Source organism: Microbacterium sp. WCS2018Hpa-9 (genome assembly GCF_031843745.1).
In the GTDB taxonomy this organism is placed as follows: Bacteria; Actinomycetota; Actinomycetes; order Actinomycetales; family Microbacteriaceae; genus Microbacterium.
Genome location: NZ_JAVTIY010000007.1, coordinates 50397 through 71490, shown reverse-complemented (window position 1 = coordinate 71490; position 21094 = coordinate 50397). Strand labels below are relative to the sequence as shown.

The 21094-nt window shown below is 65.2% G+C and carries 23 protein-coding genes; 19 read left to right on the top strand and 4 right to left on the bottom strand.

Going from position 1 to position 21094, the window contains the following annotated elements:
• Positions 1-210 precede the first annotated feature (210 nt).
• Complete coding sequence (locus RQG82_RS15030) at positions 211-924, top strand: response regulator transcription factor (protein ID WP_228385636.1); 714 nt, start codon at positions 211-213, stop codon at positions 922-924.
• Positions 921-1898, top strand: a complete 978-nt coding sequence (locus RQG82_RS15025; RefSeq protein WP_042538261.1) for a sensor histidine kinase KdpD — start codon at positions 921-923, stop codon at positions 1896-1898. Before RQG82_RS15030 ends, RQG82_RS15025 begins: the two co-directional genes overlap by 4 nt.
• Here the strand turns inward: RQG82_RS15025 and RQG82_RS15020 are convergent.
• The 4 genes from RQG82_RS15020 to RQG82_RS15005 form a co-directional block, all read right to left on the bottom strand.
• On the bottom strand, positions 1889-2728 hold the full coding sequence (locus RQG82_RS15020; RefSeq protein ID WP_052492863.1) for an FAD:protein FMN transferase: 840 nt from the start codon (positions 2726-2728) through the stop codon (positions 1889-1891). The two genes, RQG82_RS15025 and RQG82_RS15020, sit on opposite strands and share 10 nt — an antisense overlap.
• Positions 2728-3207 carry an FMN-binding protein gene (locus RQG82_RS15015; protein ID WP_042538263.1) on the bottom strand — a complete coding sequence of 160 codons (480 nt, stop codon included), beginning with the start codon at positions 3205-3207 and terminating at the stop codon, positions 2728-2730. Before RQG82_RS15015 ends, RQG82_RS15020 begins: the two co-directional genes overlap by 1 nt.
• 14 nt (positions 3208-3221) lie before the next feature.
• Complete coding sequence (locus RQG82_RS15010; RefSeq protein WP_042538265.1) at positions 3222-4643, bottom strand: ferric reductase-like transmembrane domain-containing protein; 1422 nt, start codon at positions 4641-4643, stop codon at positions 3222-3224.
• Between the two features lie 73 nt (positions 4644-4716).
• Complete coding sequence (locus tag RQG82_RS15005) at positions 4717-5433, bottom strand: VIT family protein (RefSeq protein ID WP_136042897.1); 717 nt, start codon at positions 5431-5433, stop codon at positions 4717-4719.
• A gap of 425 nt (positions 5434-5858) precedes the next feature.
• On the opposite strand from RQG82_RS15005, the gene RQG82_RS15000 reads away from it, so the two are divergent.
• The 17 genes from RQG82_RS15000 (at position 5859) to RQG82_RS14920 (ending at position 21071) form a co-directional block, all read left to right on the top strand.
• The gene (locus RQG82_RS15000; RefSeq protein ID WP_311259817.1) at positions 5859-6920 is read left to right on the top strand and encodes an alpha/beta hydrolase; all 1062 of its coding nucleotides are present in this window, start codon (positions 5859-5861) and stop codon (positions 6918-6920) included.
• A gap of 142 nt (positions 6921-7062) precedes the next feature.
• Positions 7063-7428 carry a metalloregulator ArsR/SmtB family transcription factor gene (locus RQG82_RS14995; protein ID WP_042538269.1) on the top strand — a complete coding sequence of 122 codons (366 nt, stop codon included), beginning with the start codon at positions 7063-7065 and terminating at the stop codon, positions 7426-7428.
• Positions 7425-8450 carry a cation diffusion facilitator family transporter gene (locus tag RQG82_RS14990; RefSeq protein ID WP_042538271.1) on the top strand — a complete coding sequence of 342 codons (1026 nt, stop codon included), beginning with the start codon at positions 7425-7427 and terminating at the stop codon, positions 8448-8450. Before RQG82_RS14995 ends, RQG82_RS14990 begins: the two co-directional genes overlap by 4 nt.
• A gap of 108 nt (positions 8451-8558) precedes the next feature.
• A complete protein-coding gene (locus RQG82_RS14985; RefSeq protein ID WP_042538273.1) occupies positions 8559-8840 on the top strand; it encodes a metal-sensitive transcriptional regulator in 282 nt (93 codons plus the stop codon).
• A gap of 32 nt (positions 8841-8872) precedes the next feature.
• Positions 8873-9199, top strand: coding sequence for a heavy metal-associated domain-containing protein (locus RQG82_RS14980; RefSeq protein WP_311259816.1), 327 nt, complete (start codon positions 8873-8875; stop codon positions 9197-9199).
• Positions 9200-9254: 55 nt separating this feature from the next.
• Positions 9255-11375: a heavy metal translocating P-type ATPase gene (locus RQG82_RS14975; RefSeq protein ID WP_396653629.1), complete on the top strand. Its 2121-nt coding sequence runs from the start codon at positions 9255-9257 to the stop codon at positions 11373-11375.
• A 576-nt stretch (positions 11376-11951) separates the two neighbouring features.
• Positions 11952-12548: a DUF305 domain-containing protein gene (locus RQG82_RS14970; protein ID WP_042538281.1), complete on the top strand. Its 597-nt coding sequence runs from the start codon at positions 11952-11954 to the stop codon at positions 12546-12548.
• 147 nt (positions 12549-12695) lie between these two features.
• The gene (locus RQG82_RS14965) at positions 12696-13541 is read left to right on the top strand and encodes a F510_1955 family glycosylhydrolase (protein ID WP_042538283.1); all 846 of its coding nucleotides are present in this window, start codon (positions 12696-12698) and stop codon (positions 13539-13541) included.
• A 271-nt stretch (positions 13542-13812) separates the two neighbouring features.
• The gene (locus tag RQG82_RS14960) at positions 13813-14148 is read left to right on the top strand and encodes a helix-turn-helix transcriptional regulator (protein ID WP_074731945.1); all 336 of its coding nucleotides are present in this window, start codon (positions 13813-13815) and stop codon (positions 14146-14148) included.
• Positions 14149-14354: 206 nt separating this feature from the next.
• On the top strand, positions 14355-16235 hold the full coding sequence (locus tag RQG82_RS14955; protein WP_052492874.1) for a cation-translocating P-type ATPase: 1881 nt from the start codon (positions 14355-14357) through the stop codon (positions 16233-16235).
• A 125-nt stretch (positions 16236-16360) separates the two neighbouring features.
• Positions 16361-16891: a hypothetical protein gene (locus tag RQG82_RS14950; protein ID WP_136041015.1), complete on the top strand. Its 531-nt coding sequence runs from the start codon at positions 16361-16363 to the stop codon at positions 16889-16891.
• Positions 16892-16961: 70 nt separating this feature from the next.
• Positions 16962-17627, top strand: a complete 666-nt coding sequence (locus RQG82_RS14945; RefSeq protein WP_136041016.1) for a thioredoxin domain-containing protein — start codon at positions 16962-16964, stop codon at positions 17625-17627.
• The gene (locus RQG82_RS14940; protein WP_308418032.1) at positions 17624-18613 is read left to right on the top strand and encodes an NAD(P)-binding domain-containing protein; all 990 of its coding nucleotides are present in this window, start codon (positions 17624-17626) and stop codon (positions 18611-18613) included. Before RQG82_RS14945 ends, RQG82_RS14940 begins: the two co-directional genes overlap by 4 nt.
• Positions 18614-18622: 9 nt before the next feature.
• On the top strand, positions 18623-19537 hold the full coding sequence (locus tag RQG82_RS14935; protein ID WP_042538288.1) for a cation diffusion facilitator family transporter: 915 nt from the start codon (positions 18623-18625) through the stop codon (positions 19535-19537).
• A gap of 61 nt (positions 19538-19598) precedes the next feature.
• Positions 19599-20207, top strand: coding sequence for a copper resistance CopC family protein (locus RQG82_RS14930; protein WP_162253853.1), 609 nt, complete (start codon positions 19599-19601; stop codon positions 20205-20207).
• The gene (gene lspA, locus RQG82_RS14925; RefSeq protein ID WP_053098498.1) at positions 20200-20739 is read left to right on the top strand and encodes a signal peptidase II; all 540 of its coding nucleotides are present in this window, start codon (positions 20200-20202) and stop codon (positions 20737-20739) included. The genes RQG82_RS14930 and lspA overlap by 8 nt, the downstream gene beginning before the upstream one ends.
• Positions 20736-21071, top strand: a complete 336-nt coding sequence (locus RQG82_RS14920) for a DUF6804 family protein (protein ID WP_042538290.1) — start codon at positions 20736-20738, stop codon at positions 21069-21071. The genes lspA and RQG82_RS14920 overlap by 4 nt, the downstream gene beginning before the upstream one ends.
• Positions 21072-21094 lie beyond the last annotated feature (23 nt).

Genomic DNA, 21094 nt, shown 5'->3' with positions numbered 1-21094 from the left:
CTAGTTCTGTCTAAGCGATCACGGACACAACGCCTCTTGACGTGGTGCGCCGAAAATCCCTGCCGAGAGGGGTTTCCGAAGATCGTTTGTGGCGCCTCATAAGGAGCCACCGGGCCAGTGACGCCAAAACGATCGTTTCTGGTGTGACGGACGACGGCATGCGGAAGATCATCCGGGTTACCCGACCCGGTTTGCGCCGGGCGTACGCTGATGGTCTCGATCGCGGAAGACGGGACGACGACCATGGGCGACTCGGCACAGGGGCCACGCGGTTCGCTGCTCTATGTTGAAGATGATGCGGAGATCGCTGCGCTGACCGTCGAAGTGCTGGAAGAGGTGTACGACGTCGAGCATGCCGCGGACGGCGAGACCGCGCTCCGGCTCGCGCTGAGCAGGCGATACGACGCCATGGTGGTCGATCGACGCCTCCCCGGCATGGACGGCGTCGATTTCATCTGTGCCGTGCGTACCGCGCACATCACGACGCCGGTCCTGATGCTGACCGCGCTCGGCACCGTGGACGATCGTGTCACCGGTCTCGACGGCGGAGCGAACGACTACCTGGTGAAGCCGTTCGATTACGACGAGCTGCTGGCGCGCCTTCGGGCGCTGCGACGCGCGTTCAGGGCTGATGGGGTACGTCGACGCCTCGGCGAGTGGGTGTTCACGCCGGACGCCCAGGCCGCGTACGATCCATCTGGAATCCGAGTGGCGCTGACGGCGACGGAGAGCGCGCTCCTGGAGCTGTTGAGCACCAGCCCCGAGCACGTGTTCAGTCGGGACGAGATCCTCCGCGCCGTGTTCCATGAAGGAGATACGACGAGTTCGGTGGACACGTACGTGCACTATGTGCGGCGCAAGACGTCCCCCGACATGATCGAGACCGTCCGCGCACGCGGCTACCGCGCGGGAACACCGTCATGAGCGACGCCGATAATCGACGCGTGCGTCGCGCAGCGCTATCCATCGGACTCTGGGTCGGAGTCTCGTCGGGTGTGATCGTAGCGATCGGCATCGGCGTGCTGATCGCGGTGGTGCTCTCAACGTCGCGCCGCGAAGGCGAGGAGCACGGCGGCGGCTGGTTCGGCGGTCCCGCCGGAACGCGGGACGACTTCATCGTCGACATCGACGTGATCGTTCCGGCCGTGATCATCATCGGAGTGATCGGCGTGGTGCTGCTCGGGGTTGTCGCCGCGGTCGCCGCTCGACGATCGGTCCGCCCGCTCGGGGAGGCGCTGCGTCGGCAGCGAAACTTCGTGGCCGACGCGAGCCACGAACTGCGTACGCCGCTGACGGCGCTGACGAGCCGTATCCAGGTGTTGCAACGCCGTCATGACCGAGGCGAGGACCTCGGAGCGGGTCTCACCAACCTCCGGCGCGATGCGGACATGATGGCCGACGTGCTCAACGACCTGCTCATCGCCGCGGAAGGAGAATCGTTCGCCGACGGGAACGCGGACGTCGCGACAGCGGCGGCGACAGCGGTCGCAGCGATGACGACGAGCGAGAAGCGCTCCGAGGTCTCGCTCGCGATCACCGTGGATCAGGAGGTGAAGGCGCAGCTGCCGGAAGTCACGCTCGTCCGCATCCTGGTCGCGCTGCTCGACAACGCCGTGCAGCACTCCCCGGCGCGAGGTACCGTCTCGATCCGCATCGCGCGGGACGCCCGCAACGTGACGGTGCGCGTCATCGACGAGGGCTCCGGGATCGAAGGCATCTCGCCCGAGCAGGTCTTCGAGCGCTTCGCGCGTCCGCGCGAGAGTGGGCGCCCTCGCAGCTTCGGTCTCGGACTCTCACTCGTGCGAGATGTCGCTCGCCGTGCCGGAGGGTCCATCGAGGTCGAACGGTCGACAGCATCCGGCACGACTTTCCTGCTCACACTGCCGGCTCATCCCTGAACGAGTGCGTCTCCTCCGATCGGATGCGAACCGACCGTCGTCGTCTGCACGTCCACCATCGTCGTGCCGAGCCAGCGGGTCACGCGACGATCAGCATCGACGACGATGCCGGTGCGCGACCCCGCAGCCGCGATCCACGAGCGGTTCGCCGGGCCGGCCACCACGGCAGCGGTCGCCCAGACGTCCGCTTGCGTGAGACCGTCGGTCACGATCGTGGCCGACGCGGTGCCTGTCGCGGGCCTACCGGTGCGCGGATCGAGGATATGATGCCCGCGCTCCGCCGTCCCTGAGGTCGCCACCGCACCGTTCACCACGTCGACCACCGCGATCAACTGACCGCGGTCGTGCGGGTCGGCGATTCCCACCGGCCATCGCCAGTCGGCTCCCTCGGCTGTGAACAGCTGCAGGTCTCCTCCGGCGTTGATGCCGACCGCGGTCGCGGCAGCCAGCAGCGGCTCGAGGTGCCGACGGCCCGCAGCTTCCACCGCCCAGCCCTTGACGTATCCCGTCGGGTCGAACCTTCCCCGCCACCGGGCGGAGACCAGGCCGCCAGTCTCCTCTTCGGCGCGTTCGCAGGCATCCGCGACCAGCGCCACCCTGCTGTCAGCGTCGGCGATGGAGAGTTCACCGCGACGGATGCGGCTGATGTCGGAATCAGTGCGATATGTCGAGAAGACCCGGTCGATGTCACGCAGTTCGTCGAAGCATGCTCGCACTGCCCGGTCGGCGCCCTCGTCGGTCATTTCCCCCGGAGCAATCAGATGGATGCTCATCGGAATGCCCATGATCTCCTCGACCCAGACCCGCGTCACCTCATTCGCGGTACGCATCAGCTCTGCGCCTGGTCGATCGCGCTCTGCAGCGACGAGAGGTAGCCACCGCTCGTGTATGTGGCACCGGACACCATCTGGATCTTCGAGCTCTGCGCCTGGATCGTCTCCGAGACGAGCCTCGGGATCGCGGTGCCGTTGATCTGCCGGTCCCGACCGTTGCTGTTCGGGTAATCGACCGCCTGTGCGTCCGTGATCTGTCCACCGGAGACGGTTATCTGCACCTGCACCGGCCCGTAGCGGGTCTGCGATGATGCGCCGGTGTAGGTTCCGTCGGCGAGGCCGGTGCCAGACATGGTTCCCGAGTTCGTCGATGTGGTTCCCGAGCCGCTCGCGCCGGTCTCGGCGGTCGTCAATGAACTGCCCGCTGTCGCCGCACTGGCGTCGGTCGGGGTGACCGCCTCCAGAGACGTTCGGTAGCTGAACAGCAGCACGAGTCCGCTGACGGTCGCGAGCAGCGTGTAGAGGATCTTCTTCATGGCCGTCTCCCTGCTCAGATCGTGAACGATTCGGAATGGATGCGATGGGCGGGGAACCCGGCGCCAACCAGGTCGCGCCTGAGGTCTTTCATCCAGGCCTCACCGCCACAGATGAACACGTCGTGGTCCTTCGGCTCCGGCACGAGATGGCGGAGGAGATCTGCGCCCGACCACGCCTCGTGCGTGGCAGGGATCCAGCTCGACGCGCCGGAAGATCGCGGGCCGATGAACGGCAGGTAGCTCAGGCCACGGGTACTGATGAGGTGAGCGATGGCCTCCTGCCGAAGAGCGTCCTCGGCCGCGGACTCCCGGGTGATAAGCATCGCTTCTCCCGGTCCGTAGCCTTCCGTCTCGAGCAGCGAGACGAGCGGTGCGACCCCGGCGCCTGCGCCGATCATAAGCAGCTTCGTCCCGGTCCTGCGCTCACCGGTCATCTCCCCGTATGGTCCTTCCACGATGACCCTGGTGCCAGGGAGCAGCGCGGTGAGGCGTCGCGTGCCGTCGCCCAGCACACGGGCAGTCAACGTCAGCTCGCTTCCCGGCGCAGCGGAGAGCGAGAACGGGTGCGCGCGAGTCCAGCCTGGTCCATCGAGGAACCGCCAGACGAAGAACTGACCAGCCCTGGCACCGAGCGTCGCGAGGTCGCGACCGGTGACCCGGATGGTGACGCCCCGAGCACCGTCCGCCTCGACCCCCGCCACCCGCAGGGCCCGACGAGTGGACCGCAGCAGCGGCATCCCGATGCGGAAGAGCAGTACCGATCCTGCGGAGAGCGCCCAGATCGACCACCAGTAGACGGTCGCGATCGGTGAGGACAGGAAGTCGGCGCCCGTCCACAGCTGGTGCGGCAGCGCGAGCCCGACGCCCAGGTACGCGTACAGGTGCAGGAGGTGCCAGGACTCGTACCGCAGGTGCCGACGAGCACGCCGGATCGAGGTGACGACCACGAGCAGGATCAGCAGAGTGCCGGCAGTCGCCAGGAGCATGCCGGGGTATTCCCAGATGAAGCTCCACAGCTGGACGAGCGGGTTGATGCCGGCAGCCATCGCGTAGCCCACCGCGAGCAGTGCGATGTGCGCGCCCATCAACCAGAACGACCAGAATCCGACGAAGCGATGCAGCCGCGTGATCCCGTCGCGACCGAATCCGCGCTCGAACAGCGGGACGCGCGCCATCAGCAGCACCTGATAGAGCAGCAGATTCGCCGCGACCAACCCGGTGAGGCGTCCGAGCGTCGTGACGGTCTCGGCGTTGACTCCCAGGACTGCGGTCACTCCACCACAGGCGATCCACAAAGCGACGACGAACAGGCTGGTCGCCCAGATCACCGTGATCGCCGCTGCACGCCAGACCCGCGCGCGGCCATGGGCTGCCCGCCGTGGCTCAGGGGAAGCGGCGGGGACGGAAGCACGCGGTCTCGTCGTCAGAGTGGTCATAGGGGAATCGTGCTGCGCCGACTCTGAGACAGGTCTAAGGAACGGCTCCCGATAGGCAACTCATATCTGTCTCTCAGGCAACGCCACTCGTCCCGAGCAGCGTACCGATCGCGAACGTGACCACCAGCGCGATCGCCCCACCGAGCACCACCCTGATCGTGGGCCTCAGCGCGGGGTTCCCGCCGATCCTCGCGCTCAGGAATCCGGTCAGCGCGAGCGCCAGCAGCACCACCGCGAAAGCGACCGGCACCCGGATCTCGGGAGGCGGGAGCAGTATCGCCAAGAGCGGAAGCAGCGCTCCGAGTGCGAAGGCAAGTGCGGAGGCCCCCGCCGCCGCCCACGGACTGACCACCTGATTCTCCGTGATGCCTAGTTCCGCTTCGAGGTGCGCGGTCAGCGGGTCGTGCGCGGTGAGCTCCTCCGCAACGAGGCGTGCGGTCGCCGGGCTAAGACCTTTCGCCTGATAGATGCCCGCCAGCTCCTCGAGCTCGGTCGCAGGATTATCGGCCAGCTCTCCTCGTTCCTTCTCGATCAGAGCCCGTTGGCTGTCTCGCTGGCTGCTCACCGACACGTACTCCCCGAGCGCCATCGAGATCGCACCGCCGACGAGACCGGCGACACCCGCGGCGAGCAGCGTCGCGGAATCGGTCGTCGCCCCCGCGACACCGACGACGAGCGACGCGACCGACACGATGCCGTCGTTCGCGCCGAGCACTCCGGCTCTGAGCCAGTTGAGCCGCCCAGCGAGATCGCCGCGGTGGGGTTCACCCGGATGCGTCGCCAACATCATCGCCCCGTTCTTTCTCCCGGCGCGGCTATGGAAGGCACATCCCGACGTAGGTCGAGCTCTGCGTGCGCGGAATGCCACTTCGTGAGAGGTCGAGTCATCGGACAAGAGTACGCCCGCCACAAACGCGCCCTCCGCAGCTCGACCGCTAGCAAGTCCGGTCGCGGCACCAACCGAAGGCCCATGCCAGAACGGGGTTCCGGCTCCCGTTAGCGGCGACCGCCCCGGCAACCAAGTGATACCGCGCCGGAAACGATCGTTTTCGGTGGGTTGAACAGAGGCAGTAGCCGTACCAGTCAACAGGCGCTTCCGGCACACCCACCAGACCTCCGCAAAGCGATCTTCAGGTAGGTCCGACCGCCCCTGCCATCGGCGTCGTCGACGGGCTTGCCTGGGACGTTTGACACCCGTTCGAGTTCGAGACCATCATGAACCACAACCCGCCCGCCCCTCGGCTTAGCCGAAATGTCGCTATCCATTCAGTAGACCTTCCGCGTCCGATCGATAGAGAGGTAAATGGGATGGCATCGAGATCGAAGACGACGGCAGCACGGTGCGTTGTCGGGACCGCTCTGGGCGCAGCGGTCGCATTGTGGGGAGGGACTCACCTGCTCTCCCGCCGACGGGCGCGCTGGCGTCCCGGCGCGGGAGTGGTGTCGCGGCACGGTCAACTCAGCATCCGAACATTCGGCGACGGTGACCCGATCGTGGTCTTGCTGCCCGGAATCGCCGCAAGCGGATCGTTCTACGGTGCCGCCTTCGATCAGCTCGGTGACATCGCCACCGTCCTCGTGATCGACCCGCTCGGGTTCGGCCAATCGATGGTCGAACCCGACGGCGATGCTCTATTCGGAATCTCCGATCATCAGAACGCGATCATCGATGTGCTGTCTTCTTCCCCTTTAGCATCTCGCCCGGTGACCCTGGTCGGCCACTCGATGGGCGCCTCCCTCGCGATCATCACCGCCGCCGCCGCCGCCGACACCGCGATCACCATTGCAGGGGTGATCGCCTTCGACGCCCCCCTGTTCGTGTCAGAGCAGGAAGCCCGGCAACGAATCTCGGGCATGGGCTGGTTCGAAACCCTGCTGGCCAGCGGTCCGATCGCCCATCTGGTCTGCTCATGGATGTGCCGCCATCGGCGATTCGCCTCCTATGCCGCCATCGCGGTGAACCCATCACTGCCCATAACCGTGGCCAGAGACGGTGTCAGGCACACATGGCTGTCGTACTCCGGCGCCCTGAACTCGATCGTGATGTCGGATGACTGGTTACCCGCACTGGAGGCCCTGGGGCGGCGCAACATCGCCGTCCTCCTTGTCAACGGCACCGATGACCCCGTGCCGGTGCCCGGACTGGCCGATCGGCTCGCACGCTCCTATCCGAACCTCACCGTCTCGACTCATCGGGGTGGACACCAGCTTCCACTGAGTGATCCCGACTGGTGCGCCGAGACCGTGGCAAGGGCGATCAACGGCGACCCGTCCTGAAAAGCAAGCGTATTGAGGGATGTGCGAGAGACATCCTGCCTGACGGGCATCGGACAAGCCGCGGGCCACATCGAGAATCGGTCCCCGAAGGCGATCTCGAGCTGCTGCCAGCGCTGATGCAGAGATGTCGTAGTATCTGCGTATGAGTGCAGATACGCAAGGATGTGGGTATCGGCCGGATAGTTCCTTCGTTGAGCTGGCGGTGGAAGTGTTTGGGATGCTCGCGGATGCAACACGGGTGCGGATCATTCTCGCTCTTCAGGAAGCCTCGGAACTGTCGGTGAACAGCCTCGCCGACGCGGTTGGCAAGTCACCAGCCGCGGTATCGCAGCACCTGGCGAAACTTCGTCTGGCTCGCATCGTCTCCACCCGTCAGGACGGGCAAAGGGTCTTCTACCGGCTAGACAACGAGCACGCATCCCGACTGGTCGCGGACGCCATCTTCCAAGCCGAACACTCCCTGGGTGGCACACCCCGACACCATCATGCGGATCGGGCGAGCGAATGAGTCCGACCCACGATCACTCGCACGGCGGGCACCACGACCACGGCGCCCCGCACGCACACCATGACCACCCGACCGGCATCAAGGGGTTCTTCTACGGACTCTTCGTGCCCCACTCCCATGACGCGGCAGATTCCATCGATGATGCGTTGGAGGCGAACCGGTCAGGCATCCGTGCTCTGAAGATCAGCCTTCTGATCCTGCTGGTCACAACCGTCCTTCAGGCTGTCGTGGTCATCTTCAGCGGTTCCGTCGCGCTCTTGGCTGATACCGTCCATAATTTCTCCGACGCGCTCACCGCTGTTCCTTTGTGGGTTGCCTTCATCCTCGGCCGGCGTGCAGCCTCGCGCCGCTACACCTACGGGCTCGGCCGTGCCGAAGATCTCGCGGGGCTGTTCATCGTTTTCGTGGTCGCCCTCTCCGCAATCGCCGCCGCCTGGCAATCCATCCACCGCATCCTGAACCCGCAGCCCCTCACAAACATCGGCTGGGTCATCGCCGCGGGCATCATCGGATTCCTCGGCAACGAGATCGTCGCCGTCTACCGCATCCGAGTCGGGCAGCGAATCGGCTCCGCCGCCCTTGTTGCCGACGGCATCCATGCCCGCACAGACGGATTCACCTCACTCGCCGTCGTGGCCGGCGGGATCGGCGTGCTCCTCGGCTTCCCTCTGGCAGATCCCATCGTCGGCCTGGTCATCTCGGTCGCGATCTTCGTCCTCCTCATCGGAACGGTCCGCAGCGTCGGACGGCGCCTGCTGGACGGCGTCGAACCAGAACTCGTCGACAAGGTTGCGCACGCCCTCGATCATGTCGACGGCATCACCGCTGTCGACCGCATCAGACTCCGCTGGAACGGACATCGCCTGGAAGGCGACGCGATCCTCGCTGTCGACGCGCACGCCACCCGTGAACGGGTAGATGAAGTCACTGAGCGCGCACGCCGAAGTGTCCACTCCCACCTCCCCAACCTGGATGAGTTTCTTGTCAGCACCCGCAGCTCGATGGCCACAAGCAACACCTGATCCAGAGTCCGCACAGGGGTGACGAAGCTCACGCCTGAGGTCGGTCCGACCCGCGGGAATGATCTGCGTGCCATTGTGTTGGATACCCCCAGGGGGTATCTTGGAAGTATGAACGGCTACGAGAACAACAAGGCTGATCTGCGTAAGCGGTTGAACCGTGTCGAGGGTCAGGTGCGGGGTATCGCGCGGATGGTCGACGACGACAAGTGCTGCATCGACATCCTCACGCAGGTCTCTGCGGCGACGAAGGCTCTCGAAACGGTCGCATTGTCGCTCTTGGGGGACCATCTCAGTCATTGCGTCGCCCAGGCGAGTACCGAGGGCGGCGAGGTTGCGGCAGAGAAGGTCCGCGAGGCCAACGAAGCAATCGCCCGTCTTGTCCGTTCATGACCACCACGTCTGCTGAATTGAAGGAGCGCACCATGACTGATCGCATCGAACTCGGACTCAAGGACGCATCCGCCGACGGTTGCGCCTGCTGCACTGTCCCATCGACCACCGAGGTATCCGTTTCGGGTGTGTCTCTGGTGTCGGAGGAGATTCTGGTTGCCGGGATGACGTGCTCGCATTGCGTATCCAGCGTCAGCGACGAGCTGAGCACTGTCGATGGTGTCGAATCCGTCACCATCGACCTGAACGCTGGCGCCACCTCCCGGGTGACCATCCACAGTGCCGCACCCGTCGATCACGCCGCCGTGAAGGCTGCGGTCGAAGAGGCCGGCTACACGCTCGCGACCGGCCAGGCCTGAGCGGCTATCTGTCTGCGCCCGGCTTGACCCGGGCGCATCCGAGCAAGGAGTTCCGATGAGCCAGCACGACGAGCACACCAATCAGGCCGCGCACCCCAATCACGGCGGGTTCCCTACCACGGAGCACGACCACGCGGCGATGAGCCACGAGCACGGTGCTTCTCAAGAGCACGCCGGTCAGGAGGGCCACGGTGGGCACGCTGGCCATGCCGATCATGTGGGCCAGTTCCGGCGGTTGTTCTGGATCATGCTGGTCCTCGCGGTCCCGGTTGTCGGGTTCTCGATGATGTTCTCGATGCTGCTCGGATACCCGCTGCCAGACGCCCCGTGGGTCGGGTGGGTGTCTCCGGTTCTCGGAACGGTCATGTATGTGTGGGGTGGGGCGCCGTTCCTCACCGGCGCGGTGAGTGAACTCCGTGCGCGTAAGCCCGGGATGATGCTGCTGATCGCGCTCGCGATCACGGTGGCATTCTTGGCGTCGTGGGGTGCGAGCCTGGGTGTGCTGCATCACGAGCTCGACTTCTGGTGGGAACTCGCGCTGCTCATCGTGATCATGCTGCTCGGTCACTGGATCGAGATGCGCTCCCTCGCCCAGACGACGTCAGCGTTGGATTCTTTGGCCGCGCTGCTCCCCGACGAGGCGGAGAAGGTGGAAGGCGACACGACGGTCACGGTCGCCCCGGCCGACCTGTTGGTGGGGGATGTTGTGGTGGTTCGCCCCGGCGGCCGGGTCCCCGCGGACGGGCGGATCGTGCAGGGCTCGGCCAGCATGGACGAGTCGATGATCACCGGAGAGTCCCGGCCCGTGCGCCGCAGCGACGGCGACCAGGTCATCGCCGGCACGGTCGCGACCGATTCTGGTGTGCGGGTGGAGATCACCGCGATCGGTGAGGACACTGCTCTCGCGGGAATCCAGAAACTCGTCACCGAAGCGCAGAGTTCGTCGTCGCGCGCGCAGCGGCTCGCGGATAAGGCTGCGGGGTGGTTGTTCTGGTTCGCACTGGGCGCTGCCGCGATCACCGCCGTTGTCTGGACGATCGTCGGTCAGCCTGACGCGGCCGTCATCCGCACGATCACCGTGCTGGTGATCGCCTGCCCGCATGCTCTGGGCCTGGCGATCCCACTCGTCGTGTCGATCGCAACCGAGCGGGCCGCTCGCGGTGGCGTCCTGATCAAGGATCGTCTCGCGCTGGAGAGCATGCGCACGGTCGACACCGTCCTGTTCGACAAGACCGGCACCCTCACCAAGGGCACCCCCGCCGTTACTGCAATCGATCCTGTCCTGGAGACTGACCCTGACCAGCTGCTGGCATGGGCCGCCGCGGCAGAGGCGGATTCCGAGCACCCCCTCGCTCGCGCGATCGTAAACGCGGCGAAGGACAAGACTCTCCGTGTCCCGTCCTCGTCGGACTTCGAGTCGTCCCCGGCGGTCGGGGTGCGTGCGCGTGTCGATGGACACGTCGTGCAGGTCGGTGGCCCGTATATGCTCGAGCAGGAGAACGCCCATGAGCTGCCTGTTGCCGACGAGTGGCGTCACGAGGGTGCGATCATCCTCCACGTGCTCGTCGACGGGCAGGTCGCGGGCGCACTGCGCCTCGCGGATGAGATCCGGTCGGAGTCGCGTCACGCGGTCGATGCTCTCCATGAGCGTGGTGTGCAGGTGGTCATGATCACCGGTGACGCTGACGCGGTCGCCGCATCGGTGGCGGGCGATCTGGGTATCGACCGGTACTTCGCGGGAGTGCGGCCGGAGGACAAGGCCTCGAAGGTGAAAGAGCTGCAGAGCGAAGGCCGCAAGGTCGCAATGGTCGGTGACGGCGTGAACGACGCCCCTGCGCTCGCGCAGGCGGATGTCGGGATTGCGATCGGTGCGGGTACGGACGTCGCGATCGCTTCGGCGGGCGTGATCCTCGCCAGCGACGACCCCCGGTCCGTGATCTCCGTAATCGAGCTGTCGCGGGCCAGCTACCAGAAGATGAAGCAGAACCTCTGGTGGGCCGCCGGGTACAACCTCCTCTCCGTCCCGCTCGCGGCTGGCGTGCTCGCACCCATCGGGTTTGTGCTTCCGATGTCCGTGGGGGCGGTGTTGATGTCGCTGTCCACGATCGTTGTCGCTTTGAACGCGCAGCTGCTGCGCCGGCTGAACCTGAGCCCGGACGCCGTCGTCAACGAGTAGGCGCATGGGCGGCGGCGACGTACCCTGGAGGAAAGAGAGGTGGGACGGTGTTGATCACGATTGCACGGCGCGTGCATGACCAGCGCACGCTCACCCGCACTCTCCTCACCGTCGTCGCCGTCGCTCTCTCCGTCATCTTCGGACTCTTAGCGATGCATTCGATGAACACGCACTCGATGCCCTCCGGGCACAGTGAGACCATCACCGTCACGCCCGCTTCTGCCGACGTTCACCCTGCACCCATGCCTGGGGAAGACGCAGCGATCGACGGGGCGGGATGTGCCACGTGTTCTGACGATCCAGGTATGGCGTGGATGGCCTGCGTACTCGCGCTCCTCATCGCCGTCGTGCTGCTTGCGCGACCGTCCGCCTGGTCGCGAGCCCTTGGACGCTCCCCGGGAGCGCCCGTATCGCTCCTGAGCCTCCGAGATTCGTTGCATCCACTGCGGCCCCCATCCCTCACCGTTCTCTGCATCAGTCGCACGTGATGGACGCGCTACCCGCATTCTGCGGGTAACGCCCTTCGCCCAGCCTGTCTCGCTGGGTGCCATCATCGACTCTTGGAGAGAACTCATCATGAAGACCCGTTTTGCGGCGACTGCCGCGCTCACCCTCGTTGCGTTGCTTGGACTCGCCGGCTGCGCCGGAACCACGTCCGGCGGCGGCGATATGCCCGGCATGGACCACGAGAGCAGCAGCTCCGCCCCGGCATCCGCGGACGCCAACGATGCCGACATCATGTTCGCCAGCATGATGAAAGAACACCACGCTCAGGCCATCGACATGTCTGACATGCTCCTCAGCAAGAACGGCGTCGACGCACGTGTCGTCGCTCTCGCTGAAGAGATCAAGGCCGCGCAGGAACCCGAGATCCAGAAGATGGATCAGTGGCTCGAAGAGTGGGGCGCTGACACCGCCGACATGGAGGGCATGGATCACAGCGGCGGCATGATGTCCGACGAGGACATGCAGGCTCTCGAAGATGCCACCGGTGCGGACGCCAGCCGCCTGTTCCTCGAGCAGATGATCCAGCACCACGAGGGTGCCGTCGAGATGGCCCAGGAAGAGGTCGACAACGGTCAGAACAGCGACGCGGTCGCTCTGGCCGAAACGATCATCGAGGCGCAGACCACGGAGATCGCCACGATGGAAGACCTCCTCGCCACGCTCTGATTCACGCCTGGGGTGCGGGATTCCTCCCGCACCCCTCGGCTGGCTCTTCCCCGCAGCTCTCGCCATCACACCGGTGACGCCACGCTGCGTGTCTCATTCGCGCACCCCGGGTGCGTACCCGCACGCACTTCTTCAAGTCGGAGCCATATGAACCGCTACTCACCCCTACCCGCTTTTGCGATCGCTCTTATAGCCGTCACCGCCACCGGATGCGCCGCACCACAAACCTCCGGCACCGATGCGGTTCCCCCCGTCATCGAACACATTCACGGTGTCGCCGCTGACCCAAACAGTGAGAACCTCTTCGTAGCCACCCACGGGGGAATCTTCACCCTCACACCCGAAGGTGCGCTCGCCGGTCCCATCGGAGGCTACGACTTCGATGCGATGGGATTCACCGTCCTCGACGATGCCCTCTTAGCATCCGGACACCCGGGCACGCAGACACCCGCAGAGCTCGGCTCCCCAAACCTGGGCGTCATTCGCAGTGACGACTTCGGCGAAACCTGGTCACCGATCGCTCTCACCGGCACTACGGACTTCCATACCCTCACCGCTGGACCGGACGGCACTCTCTACGGGATCGCTTCTGACGGGGTCGACCTGCTCATCAGCACTGACAACGGTCGCGAATGGAACCGCGGCGCCACACTTGCCGCGGCAGACCTCGCAGCCACCAACGACGGTCTCTACGCGGCGGCAGAAGAAGGACTACTTCTCAGCACCGATAACGGCGCCAGCTTCGCCCCCGTCGCGGACGCCCCACTGCTCTACGCCCTCGACGTCCGACCCGACGGCACGCTCGCAGGAGTCGGAACGGACGGCGCCCTCTGGTCTCAGAACACCGAAGGAACATGGCAGCGCCTCGACCCCCTCCAAGGGGCCGCCCAGGCCTTCACCGCGATCGGTGACGACAGCTTCGTTGTGGTCGATGACCGCGGCATCGTCCAGATCGCACCCGATGACACGACCGTCCTCGCCCCCGTCCGGTAGGTGGCTCACACCAGAACGGTCGCCATGATCAGCGCTGCAACCTCTCCGGACGCATGCCGGTCTTCATCGCCTGCGCCACGGTCCTCGCCATATCGAGCTTCCACCTCATCGGAGCTTTCACGGCACTCCCGGGGGGGGTATCAACCGCACTATGGGTGAGTCTATTCTCGACCGGCAAGCGCTAGAAAGTTCACAGACGCGAAGCAGAGGCGGTTCCCCGACGGTCAGCCCAGGCCGCATGATTGGTCAGCTTGGCCTGTATAGTCATCGTGTGCTGACTATTGCTTCTCGTCTTGATGTGATGAACCGTCTCGGTCGCGCGATGGCAGACCCGTCGCGCTCGCGGATCCTTCTTGCGCTCTTGAATGTGCCTGGCTATCCAGCTGAGCTCGCTCGCGAACTGGATCTCACACGTACGAATGTCTCCAATCATCTGACGTGCCTGCGCGGGTGCGGTCTGGTTGTTGCGACCCCGGAAGGCCGGCGCACGCGTTACGAGATCGCGGACCCGCATCTCGCAGTGGGCCTACGACACATGCTGGAAGCGGTCGTCGCCGTTGACGAGGGTTTTCCGTGCACGGACGAGAAGTGTGAGTGCTGCGCATGAGTGAAGAGTGCTGCGGCCCAGACGAGCCCCGGAAGGCTCGCACGATTCAGCGCGTTGAGTTGACGCGTTCCCACAGGACGGGAGACGCATGTTGCGAGCCCGACCCGGTGCGAAATGCCACGTCCTCCGAGGCCCATGAGGAAGGCGATGCTTGCTGCGGACCGGCGCTGCCGTCCAAGGCAGGCGTGGATGACGATGAGATCGAGGTGCGTCCGCCGTGGTGGCGCGACATCGCGCTACTGCCGTCCGCGCTGTCGGGCCTTTTCCTGGTCGCCGGGTACGCGTTCGAGTGGGCGGGTATCGAAATCCCCGCGCTTGTGCTGCAATGGGCTGCTCTGCTGACCGGCGCCTACACCTTCGTTCCTGGTGCGATCCGCCGGTTGATCCGGGGTCGACTTGGCGTCGGGCTGCTGATGACGATTGCCGCGATCGGTGCGGTTCTGCTCGGCCATGTCGGTGAGGCTGCGACCTTGGCGTTCCTGTTTTCGCTGGCGGAGGCTCTCGAGGACCGTGCGATGGATCGGGCGAAAGAGGGTCTGCGTGCCCTGCTGTCCCTGATCCCGGAGACCGTGCGTGTCTCTCGTCTCGCCGGCGACACGACGATCCCGGCCGCGGATGTCCGTGAGCTCGATATCCTCATCGTTGGAGCAGGCGAGCGTGTTGCCACCGATGGTGTTGTTGTCGAAGGGCGTTCGAGCCTGGACACATCCGCGATCACCGGTGAGTCCATCCCGGTCGACGTGCATCCCGGCACTGCGGTCGCGGCGGGCTCGGTGAACGGTGCATCGACGCTGCGGATCGAGGCGACCGCGGACGGGCGCGACAACTCGCTCACCCAGATCGTGTCCCTCGTGGAGCAGGCCCACGCCCGCAAGGGCGACCGCGCGCGGCTTGCTGACCGGATCGCCCGCCCCCTCGTCCCCGTGGTGCTGATCGCCGCGGCCCTTGTCGCCGTGTTCGGATTCATCGTCGGAGATCCGTCGACCTGGATCGAGCGTGCACTCGTCGTCCTCGTCGCCGCGTCTCCTTGTGCTCTTGCGATCGCGGTGCCGGTCACGGTGATCAGCGCCATCGGGTCCGCGTCGAAGTTCGGCGTCGTGATCAAGTCCGGGGAAGCGTTCGAGCAGCTCGGCACCATCCAGGCGGTGGCGCTGGACAAGACCGGTACCCTCACCCGCAACGAGCCGGCCGTCGTCGACGTGCGCCCCGCAGCCGGCATCTCACGGGACGAGCTGTTGACCTGGGCGGGAGCAGTCGAAGAGACAAGCAGCCACCCGCTCGCCGCCGCGATCACCACGGCCGCCCCCGGCGCAGCTGGAGCCGTGGACGTCGTCGAAGACGCCGGCCACGGCATCACCGGCCGCGTCAACGGCACCCTGGTCCGCGTCGGCAACGTCCGGTGGCTCGCCCCCGGAGTCCTCCACTCGGCCGCTGATGAGATGGCCGAAGACGGCATGACCGTGGTCGTCGTTGAAGCCGAGGGCGAGATTGCCGGGCTCATCGGCATCCGCGACGAGCTGCGCCCTGAATCCGCCGCAACCGTGCGACTGCTGCAGGATGCCGGTATCGGGATCACGATGCTCACCGGGGACAACGAACGCACCGCCCGCGCGATTGCGGCACAGGCGGGCATCACCGACGTCCGCGCAGAGCAGCTCCCTGCGGACAAGGCCACGGTCATCGAACAACTCGCCGCCGCGCGCCCGACAGCCATGGTCGGTGACGGCATCAACGACGCCCCCGCCCTCGCGACCGCCACCGTCGGTATCGCCATGGGGCTGAAGGGCTCGGCTGCTGCCATCGAGTCTGCCGACGTCGCCTTTACCGGGAACGATCTCCGATTGATCCCCGGCGCGCTCGCGCACGCTCGTCGCGGTCGCCGGATCATGACCGCCAACATCGTGCTCGCCTTGGCGATCATCCTCGTGTTGTTCCCGCTCGCCCTCTTCGGCGTGCTCGGGCTTGCCGGTGTAGTTCTCGTGCACGAGATCGCGGAAGTGTTCGTCATCCTCAACGGGGTGCGCGCGGCGCGGCGCCCTGCTGCCCTGCGGTCACCTGCCGCAACCTCCGTACCCGCCCAGGTCTGAACCATCCCGCTTCGACGGCACTACCCCGCTCCCACGGAGCCACTTTCGAAGGCCCCGAAATCAACTGGGTTGCTCGGTTGTGGGACGCGGACGCTGACAGTAACTTCAGTTTGACCTTCGGGCGCGTGGCTCTCGGGTTCGCAACAGATCTTGATTGGTGGGGCTGGTACCATCCTGAGGTCATGGTCGTCCAAGGTCGCATTCGCAATAGCGACAGCCGCGCCGACGAGTTCATGATAACGAAGATCATTACGGCCCTCGGATTGGCACTTCTTCTCATCGTCGGAGCGTGGCCGGGCGGCCATCGTGACGCGACGGATGCGACTGCGTATCTGAGCACGACATCCTCGTCGTCACTAGGTACGTCTTCTGCTGGCCCTGTCGCGGCGGGTTCGGGTGAAAGCGGTGTCGGCGCAACTGCGGAACATGTCGTGGCTGGGGATACTGCGAACGACATCATGATCGGCGTCGCCGGGTGCCTCTTGGGTATCCTCTGCTGCTTCTTGGTGCTCATCGTCACGCGGATCTTCCGCCGTCACGTCCCCTCTTCTCGCGTTCGTGAACGTTTGCCGCGCGCACCATCACTGGCGGCCATGACGGGGCGCCTGTTCGTATTGCCTCCTTCTCTCACACAGCTTTCTCTGTCGCGAACCTGATCTGGCGGCGCCATCTCTTCGATGGCGCTCCCCTGGTCGTCCTCGTTCGTTGTGTGTGTCTGGAGTGTCTATGAAATCTTCTATGAAAGCGGTACTTGTCACCGTGGCTCTCGCCGTGGTGTTGCTGATCGTTGCGCTGGTGTTCGTCCTTGTCAATCAGAGTCGAGCTGCCGCACCCGAGACGGGGGCCGCTGATGGTCCACAGGTCGTCCGTGAGAACTCGCATGTCCTCGATGACGGAGGAGATGGGGCGGTGACGGTGGTCGAGTTCCTCGATTTCGAGTGCGAGGCCTGCGGTGCTTTTTATCCCCTCGTCGAGGATCTCCGTGGCAAGTTCGATGGCGAGATCACGTACGTGATCCGCTACTTCCCGTTGCCGGGTCATCTCAACTCGAAGAATGCCGCGATCGCTGCCGAAGCCGCAGCGCAGCAGGGACGGCTGGAAGAGATGTATCACCGCCTGTTCGAGACGCAGTCTCAATGGGGTGAGGCTCAAGAGTCTCGTGCGGACCTGTTCCGGGGATTTGCGGAGGAACTCGGATTGGATATGGCCGCGTTCGATGATGCGGTCGCTGATCCGGCGACTGCAGAACGGGTCCAGTTCGATCTAGACGAGGGTGAGCAGCTCGGTGTCAGCAGTACCCCCTCGTTCTTCATCGATGGGGAGCCTGTCGTGCTGGAGACGTGGAATGACCTGGAGGACACCATTGAAGCCGCGGTGAACGGTGCTGAATGATGGCGCGTTCGCTATCGCACCGTCGCGTCATCATCGTCGGCGCCGGGCACTCCGGGTTGGCGACAGCCGCCGCACTCAGGTCCTCCGGGCTTGAGCCGCAGAAGGACTTCGTGATCATCGATTCTGCACCTCCCGGTCGACGAAGCTGGGCCACACGGTGGCAGTCGATGAAGCTACGCAGCGCGGCCCGCCACAGTGTCGTCCGCGGGTTTCCTTTCCCGGGCGATGGAGACCGTTATCCGAGTAAGGATGAGATGTCCGATTACCTGTCTTCGGTGGAGAACGCCCTCGGTGTGAAGACCGTGTGGGGCACTCGTGCTCTTGGAATCACCCGGTTGGGCGACGGATCCACACTGCATCTGTCGACCTCCGCCGGGGAAGTGCAAACCCGAAATGTGGTCTGTGCAACGGGAGCTGCCGCGGTGCCGCGCGTGCCGGGCTGGCGCCTGGAACTGGCAGTACCCGGTGTTGTGCTGCATTCCAGCCAGTACCTCTATCCCGCCCAGATACCTCCCGGCCGCGTGTTGATCGTTGGCGGTGGATTCAGCGGAGTGGAGATTGCAGAAGAGCTCGCTTCCTCCCACGACGTCACCCTCTCCACTCGAGCGGAATCCTCAGAGGTGTCGGAGCGGCCCATCTGGTCGAGGCTGCGACGTCGGGGTCCGATGTCTGAGTCACGCCCCCGCGTAGCTTCGACAGACGTCACTCATGCCGCCGCCGTGACGGAGGTACACGGAGACACCGTGATGTTCGCCGATGGGGCGTCCGTGAAGCCGCATTCCGTGATCCTTGCGACCGGGTACAGGCCGGCGGACGCATGGCTGCCCGATTCGGAGCCGCCCGGGCAGCCTTTGCACGTCAATGCACGCATCCCGGGACTGTTCACTGTTGGCATGCCGCGTTACTCCCGGGCAGATGCGGGCACCCTCGCTGGGGCGGGTCGTGATGCGGCGATCGTCGCCCGGCACATCGTTGGACGGCCGTAAAGGAGCACCATGACAGACACAGGGCACAGTCACGGTATCGGTGACGCCACTCCCCGCAATCGCCTGGTCATCGCGTTCGCGATCACCTCTTCGGTCTTCATCGTCGAAGTGATCGGCGCAATCATCACAGGCAGCCTCGCACTGCTTGTTGATGCGGCGCACATGCTCACCGATGTCGTCGGGTTGGCGATGGCCGTCACCGCTGCGCATCTGATGAATCGTCCCCCGACTCCCAAGTACACCTTCGGTCTTCGACGCACGGAGGTTCTCGGTGCGCTCGCTCAAGCAACTTTGCTGCTCGGGGTGGGCATCTTCGCGCTCGTGGAAGGCGTACGGCGGCTGTTCGAGCCCCCTGAGATCGCATCGGGGAGTCTGCTGTTCTTCGGCATCGTCGGTCTCGTCGCCAACATCGCCTCCATGCTCGTATTGTTCAGCGGCCGCGGACGCAATCTCAACATGCGCGCCGCGTTCCTCGAGGTCGTCAACGATGCCCTCGGTTCCGTCGGCGTCATCGCCAGCGCCATCCTCATCGCCGTTTTCGGTTGGTATCAGGCGGACGCCGTCGCGGGCGTCTTGATCGCGCTGCTCATCATTCCCCGCACTCTTATCCTGTTGCGAGCATCCGGTCGGGTGCTGTTGGAGTCCACACCCGCCGGCCTCGACCTCGAGGATGTCCGCCGCCACATCCTTGCCCTTCCGCACGTGGTCGCGGTGCACGACCTTCACGCGACCCAAGTCTCGACCGACCTCCCCACGCTCACCGCCCATGTCGTGGTCGATGACACCGTCACGATGGAAGCTTCCGCCGCATTGCTGACATCACTTCAGCAATGCGTCAACGAGCACTTCGCCGTGAGCATCGAACACTCCACCTTCCAGATCGAACCCGAATCCCACCCCGGAGAGCACGACACCCATGCATAAACGCCTCTCGGCACGTATCACAGCCCTCGCCGCCGCCGCCCTGATGGTGTCGGCATCCGTCGTGCTGGGGACCACAGCCCCGGCCGCCGCTCACGACGAGTTCGTCTCGGCGTACCCCGACGCCGACTCGGCCGTCGACGGCTCTCCCGACGAGATCTCTCTGATGTTCACCGGGCTGCTTCCGGATGGTGACGGCGCAACAGTCATCGACGTGGTCGATGAAACCGGAGCAAACGTCGCAGTCGACGCCCCCCAGGCGACCGATGACGTTATCACGCAGCACCTCTCCCCGGACGCCGCGACCGGTGTCTTCACTGTCCGATGGAAGACCGTCTCCGCCGATGGGCATCCGATCAGCGGAGAGTACGTGTACACCGTCAGACCCGCGACGGACACGGGATCCGGCACAACCACCGCAAGCCCCACCCCTGAAGCCTCACCACAGAGCAGCGAAGAAACGGAAACCGCATCGCCGGCACAAACGTACGGCGGCACACCATCCGGAGGCGGTGCCTTCGAAATGCTGCCCCTATTCTTCCTCTCCGGTTTGGCTATCATCCTGGGGGTCGGGGTTGTGGGCGTGATGATGGCCGGGCGCCGCCGTCACCAGCGGGATCGCGCCGAAGTTGCTGAGGATGCCGCGGCCGCGGGGGAAGACGCCGATGCGTGATCGAGTCCGCCGGTCGGCCGTGGTGCTCATCGTCGCCGCCATCGTTATCCTGATCGATCAAGGCACCAAGACTCTTGCTCTGAACACGTTGCGACAGGATGCGCGTATACCGCTGATCGGTGACTGGCTCGGTCTTCAACTGGCCTTCAACCCCGGGGCGATCTTCTCGCTCGGGGAAGGCTCCACATGGGTCATCACCGTCGTCGGGCTCGCTGTCACCGCGGCCCTCATCGGTGCCGCTACCCGAGCCCGCAACGTGTGGTCGGCGGTTGGTTTCGGTTTCATCGTGGGCGGTGCGATCGGGAACCTCATCGATCGCTTATTCTCGCCGCCCGCGTTCGGGATCGGGCACGTCACCGATTTCCTTGCCTACGGGAACCTGTTCATCGGCAACCTCGCCGATGTCGCTCTCGGCATCGGTGCCGTGTTCCTCATCGTCGCGGGTCTGCGCATAAGCCGTCGCCGGCCAGACCCCTCGTCCCGCCCCGATCCCGTCGACCCTGTACCCGCCGAAGAAACGGTTCACCCATGAGTCCCAAAGAACGTGTCCCCTCCACTTACCAGCGGAACGCCCTGGCCCCCAGCCTCGTCGCCGCCGCGATCCTGTTCCTCGCCCCGGCGCTCTTCCAGGCGAATTGGGCGCCCCTCGTCCTCTTCATCGCCTCAATTTTCGGGCTGATCGTCGCGTGGTTTGCGCTGCAGGCACGCCACTGGTGGTGGATCCCGGTCTTCCTCGCGATCGCCGTGCTCTGGAACCCGGTAATGCCCTTCCCCTTCTCCGGTGTCGTGTGGACCACAGCACAGCCCATCGCGGCCGTGGCGTTCCTGGCAGCGGGGGCGACGATCAAGGTGATCCGGAAGTGAACAGCGCGATCTTCTTGTCACGA

Coding starts and splice junctions, on each gene's coding strand:
- RQG82_RS15030 (WP_228385636.1), top strand. CDS start 211: ATGGTCTCGATCGCGGAAGACGGGACGACGACCATGGGCGACTCGGCA.
- RQG82_RS15025 (WP_042538261.1), top strand. CDS start 921: ATGAGCGACGCCGATAATCGACGCGTGCGTCGCGCAGCGCTATCCATC.
- RQG82_RS15020 (WP_052492863.1), bottom strand. CDS start 2,728: ATGCGTACCGCGAATGAGGTGACGCGGGTCTGGGTCGAGGAGATCATG.
- RQG82_RS15015 (WP_042538263.1), bottom strand. CDS start 3,207: ATGAAGAAGATCCTCTACACGCTGCTCGCGACCGTCAGCGGACTCGTG.
- RQG82_RS15010 (WP_042538265.1), bottom strand. CDS start 4,643: ATGACCACTCTGACGACGAGACCGCGTGCTTCCGTCCCCGCCGCTTCC.
- RQG82_RS15005 (WP_136042897.1), bottom strand. CDS start 5,433: ATGATGTTGGCGACGCATCCGGGTGAACCCCACCGCGGCGATCTCGCT.
- RQG82_RS15000 (WP_311259817.1), top strand. CDS start 5,859: ATGAACCACAACCCGCCCGCCCCTCGGCTTAGCCGAAATGTCGCTATC.
- RQG82_RS14995 (WP_042538269.1), top strand. CDS start 7,063: ATGAGTGCAGATACGCAAGGATGTGGGTATCGGCCGGATAGTTCCTTC.
- RQG82_RS14990 (WP_042538271.1), top strand. CDS start 7,425: ATGAGTCCGACCCACGATCACTCGCACGGCGGGCACCACGACCACGGC.
- RQG82_RS14985 (WP_042538273.1), top strand. CDS start 8,559: ATGAACGGCTACGAGAACAACAAGGCTGATCTGCGTAAGCGGTTGAAC.
- RQG82_RS14980 (WP_311259816.1), top strand. CDS start 8,873: ATGACTGATCGCATCGAACTCGGACTCAAGGACGCATCCGCCGACGGT.
- RQG82_RS14975 (WP_396653629.1), top strand. CDS start 9,255: ATGAGCCAGCACGACGAGCACACCAATCAGGCCGCGCACCCCAATCAC.
- RQG82_RS14970 (WP_042538281.1), top strand. CDS start 11,952: ATGAAGACCCGTTTTGCGGCGACTGCCGCGCTCACCCTCGTTGCGTTG.
- RQG82_RS14965 (WP_042538283.1), top strand. CDS start 12,696: ATGAACCGCTACTCACCCCTACCCGCTTTTGCGATCGCTCTTATAGCC.
- RQG82_RS14945 (WP_136041016.1), top strand. CDS start 16,962: ATGAAATCTTCTATGAAAGCGGTACTTGTCACCGTGGCTCTCGCCGTG.
- RQG82_RS14940 (WP_308418032.1), top strand. CDS start 17,624: ATGATGGCGCGTTCGCTATCGCACCGTCGCGTCATCATCGTCGGCGCC.
- RQG82_RS14935 (WP_042538288.1), top strand. CDS start 18,623: ATGACAGACACAGGGCACAGTCACGGTATCGGTGACGCCACTCCCCGC.
- lspA (WP_053098498.1), top strand. CDS start 20,200: ATGCGTGATCGAGTCCGCCGGTCGGCCGTGGTGCTCATCGTCGCCGCC.
- RQG82_RS14920 (WP_042538290.1), top strand. CDS start 20,736: ATGAGTCCCAAAGAACGTGTCCCCTCCACTTACCAGCGGAACGCCCTG.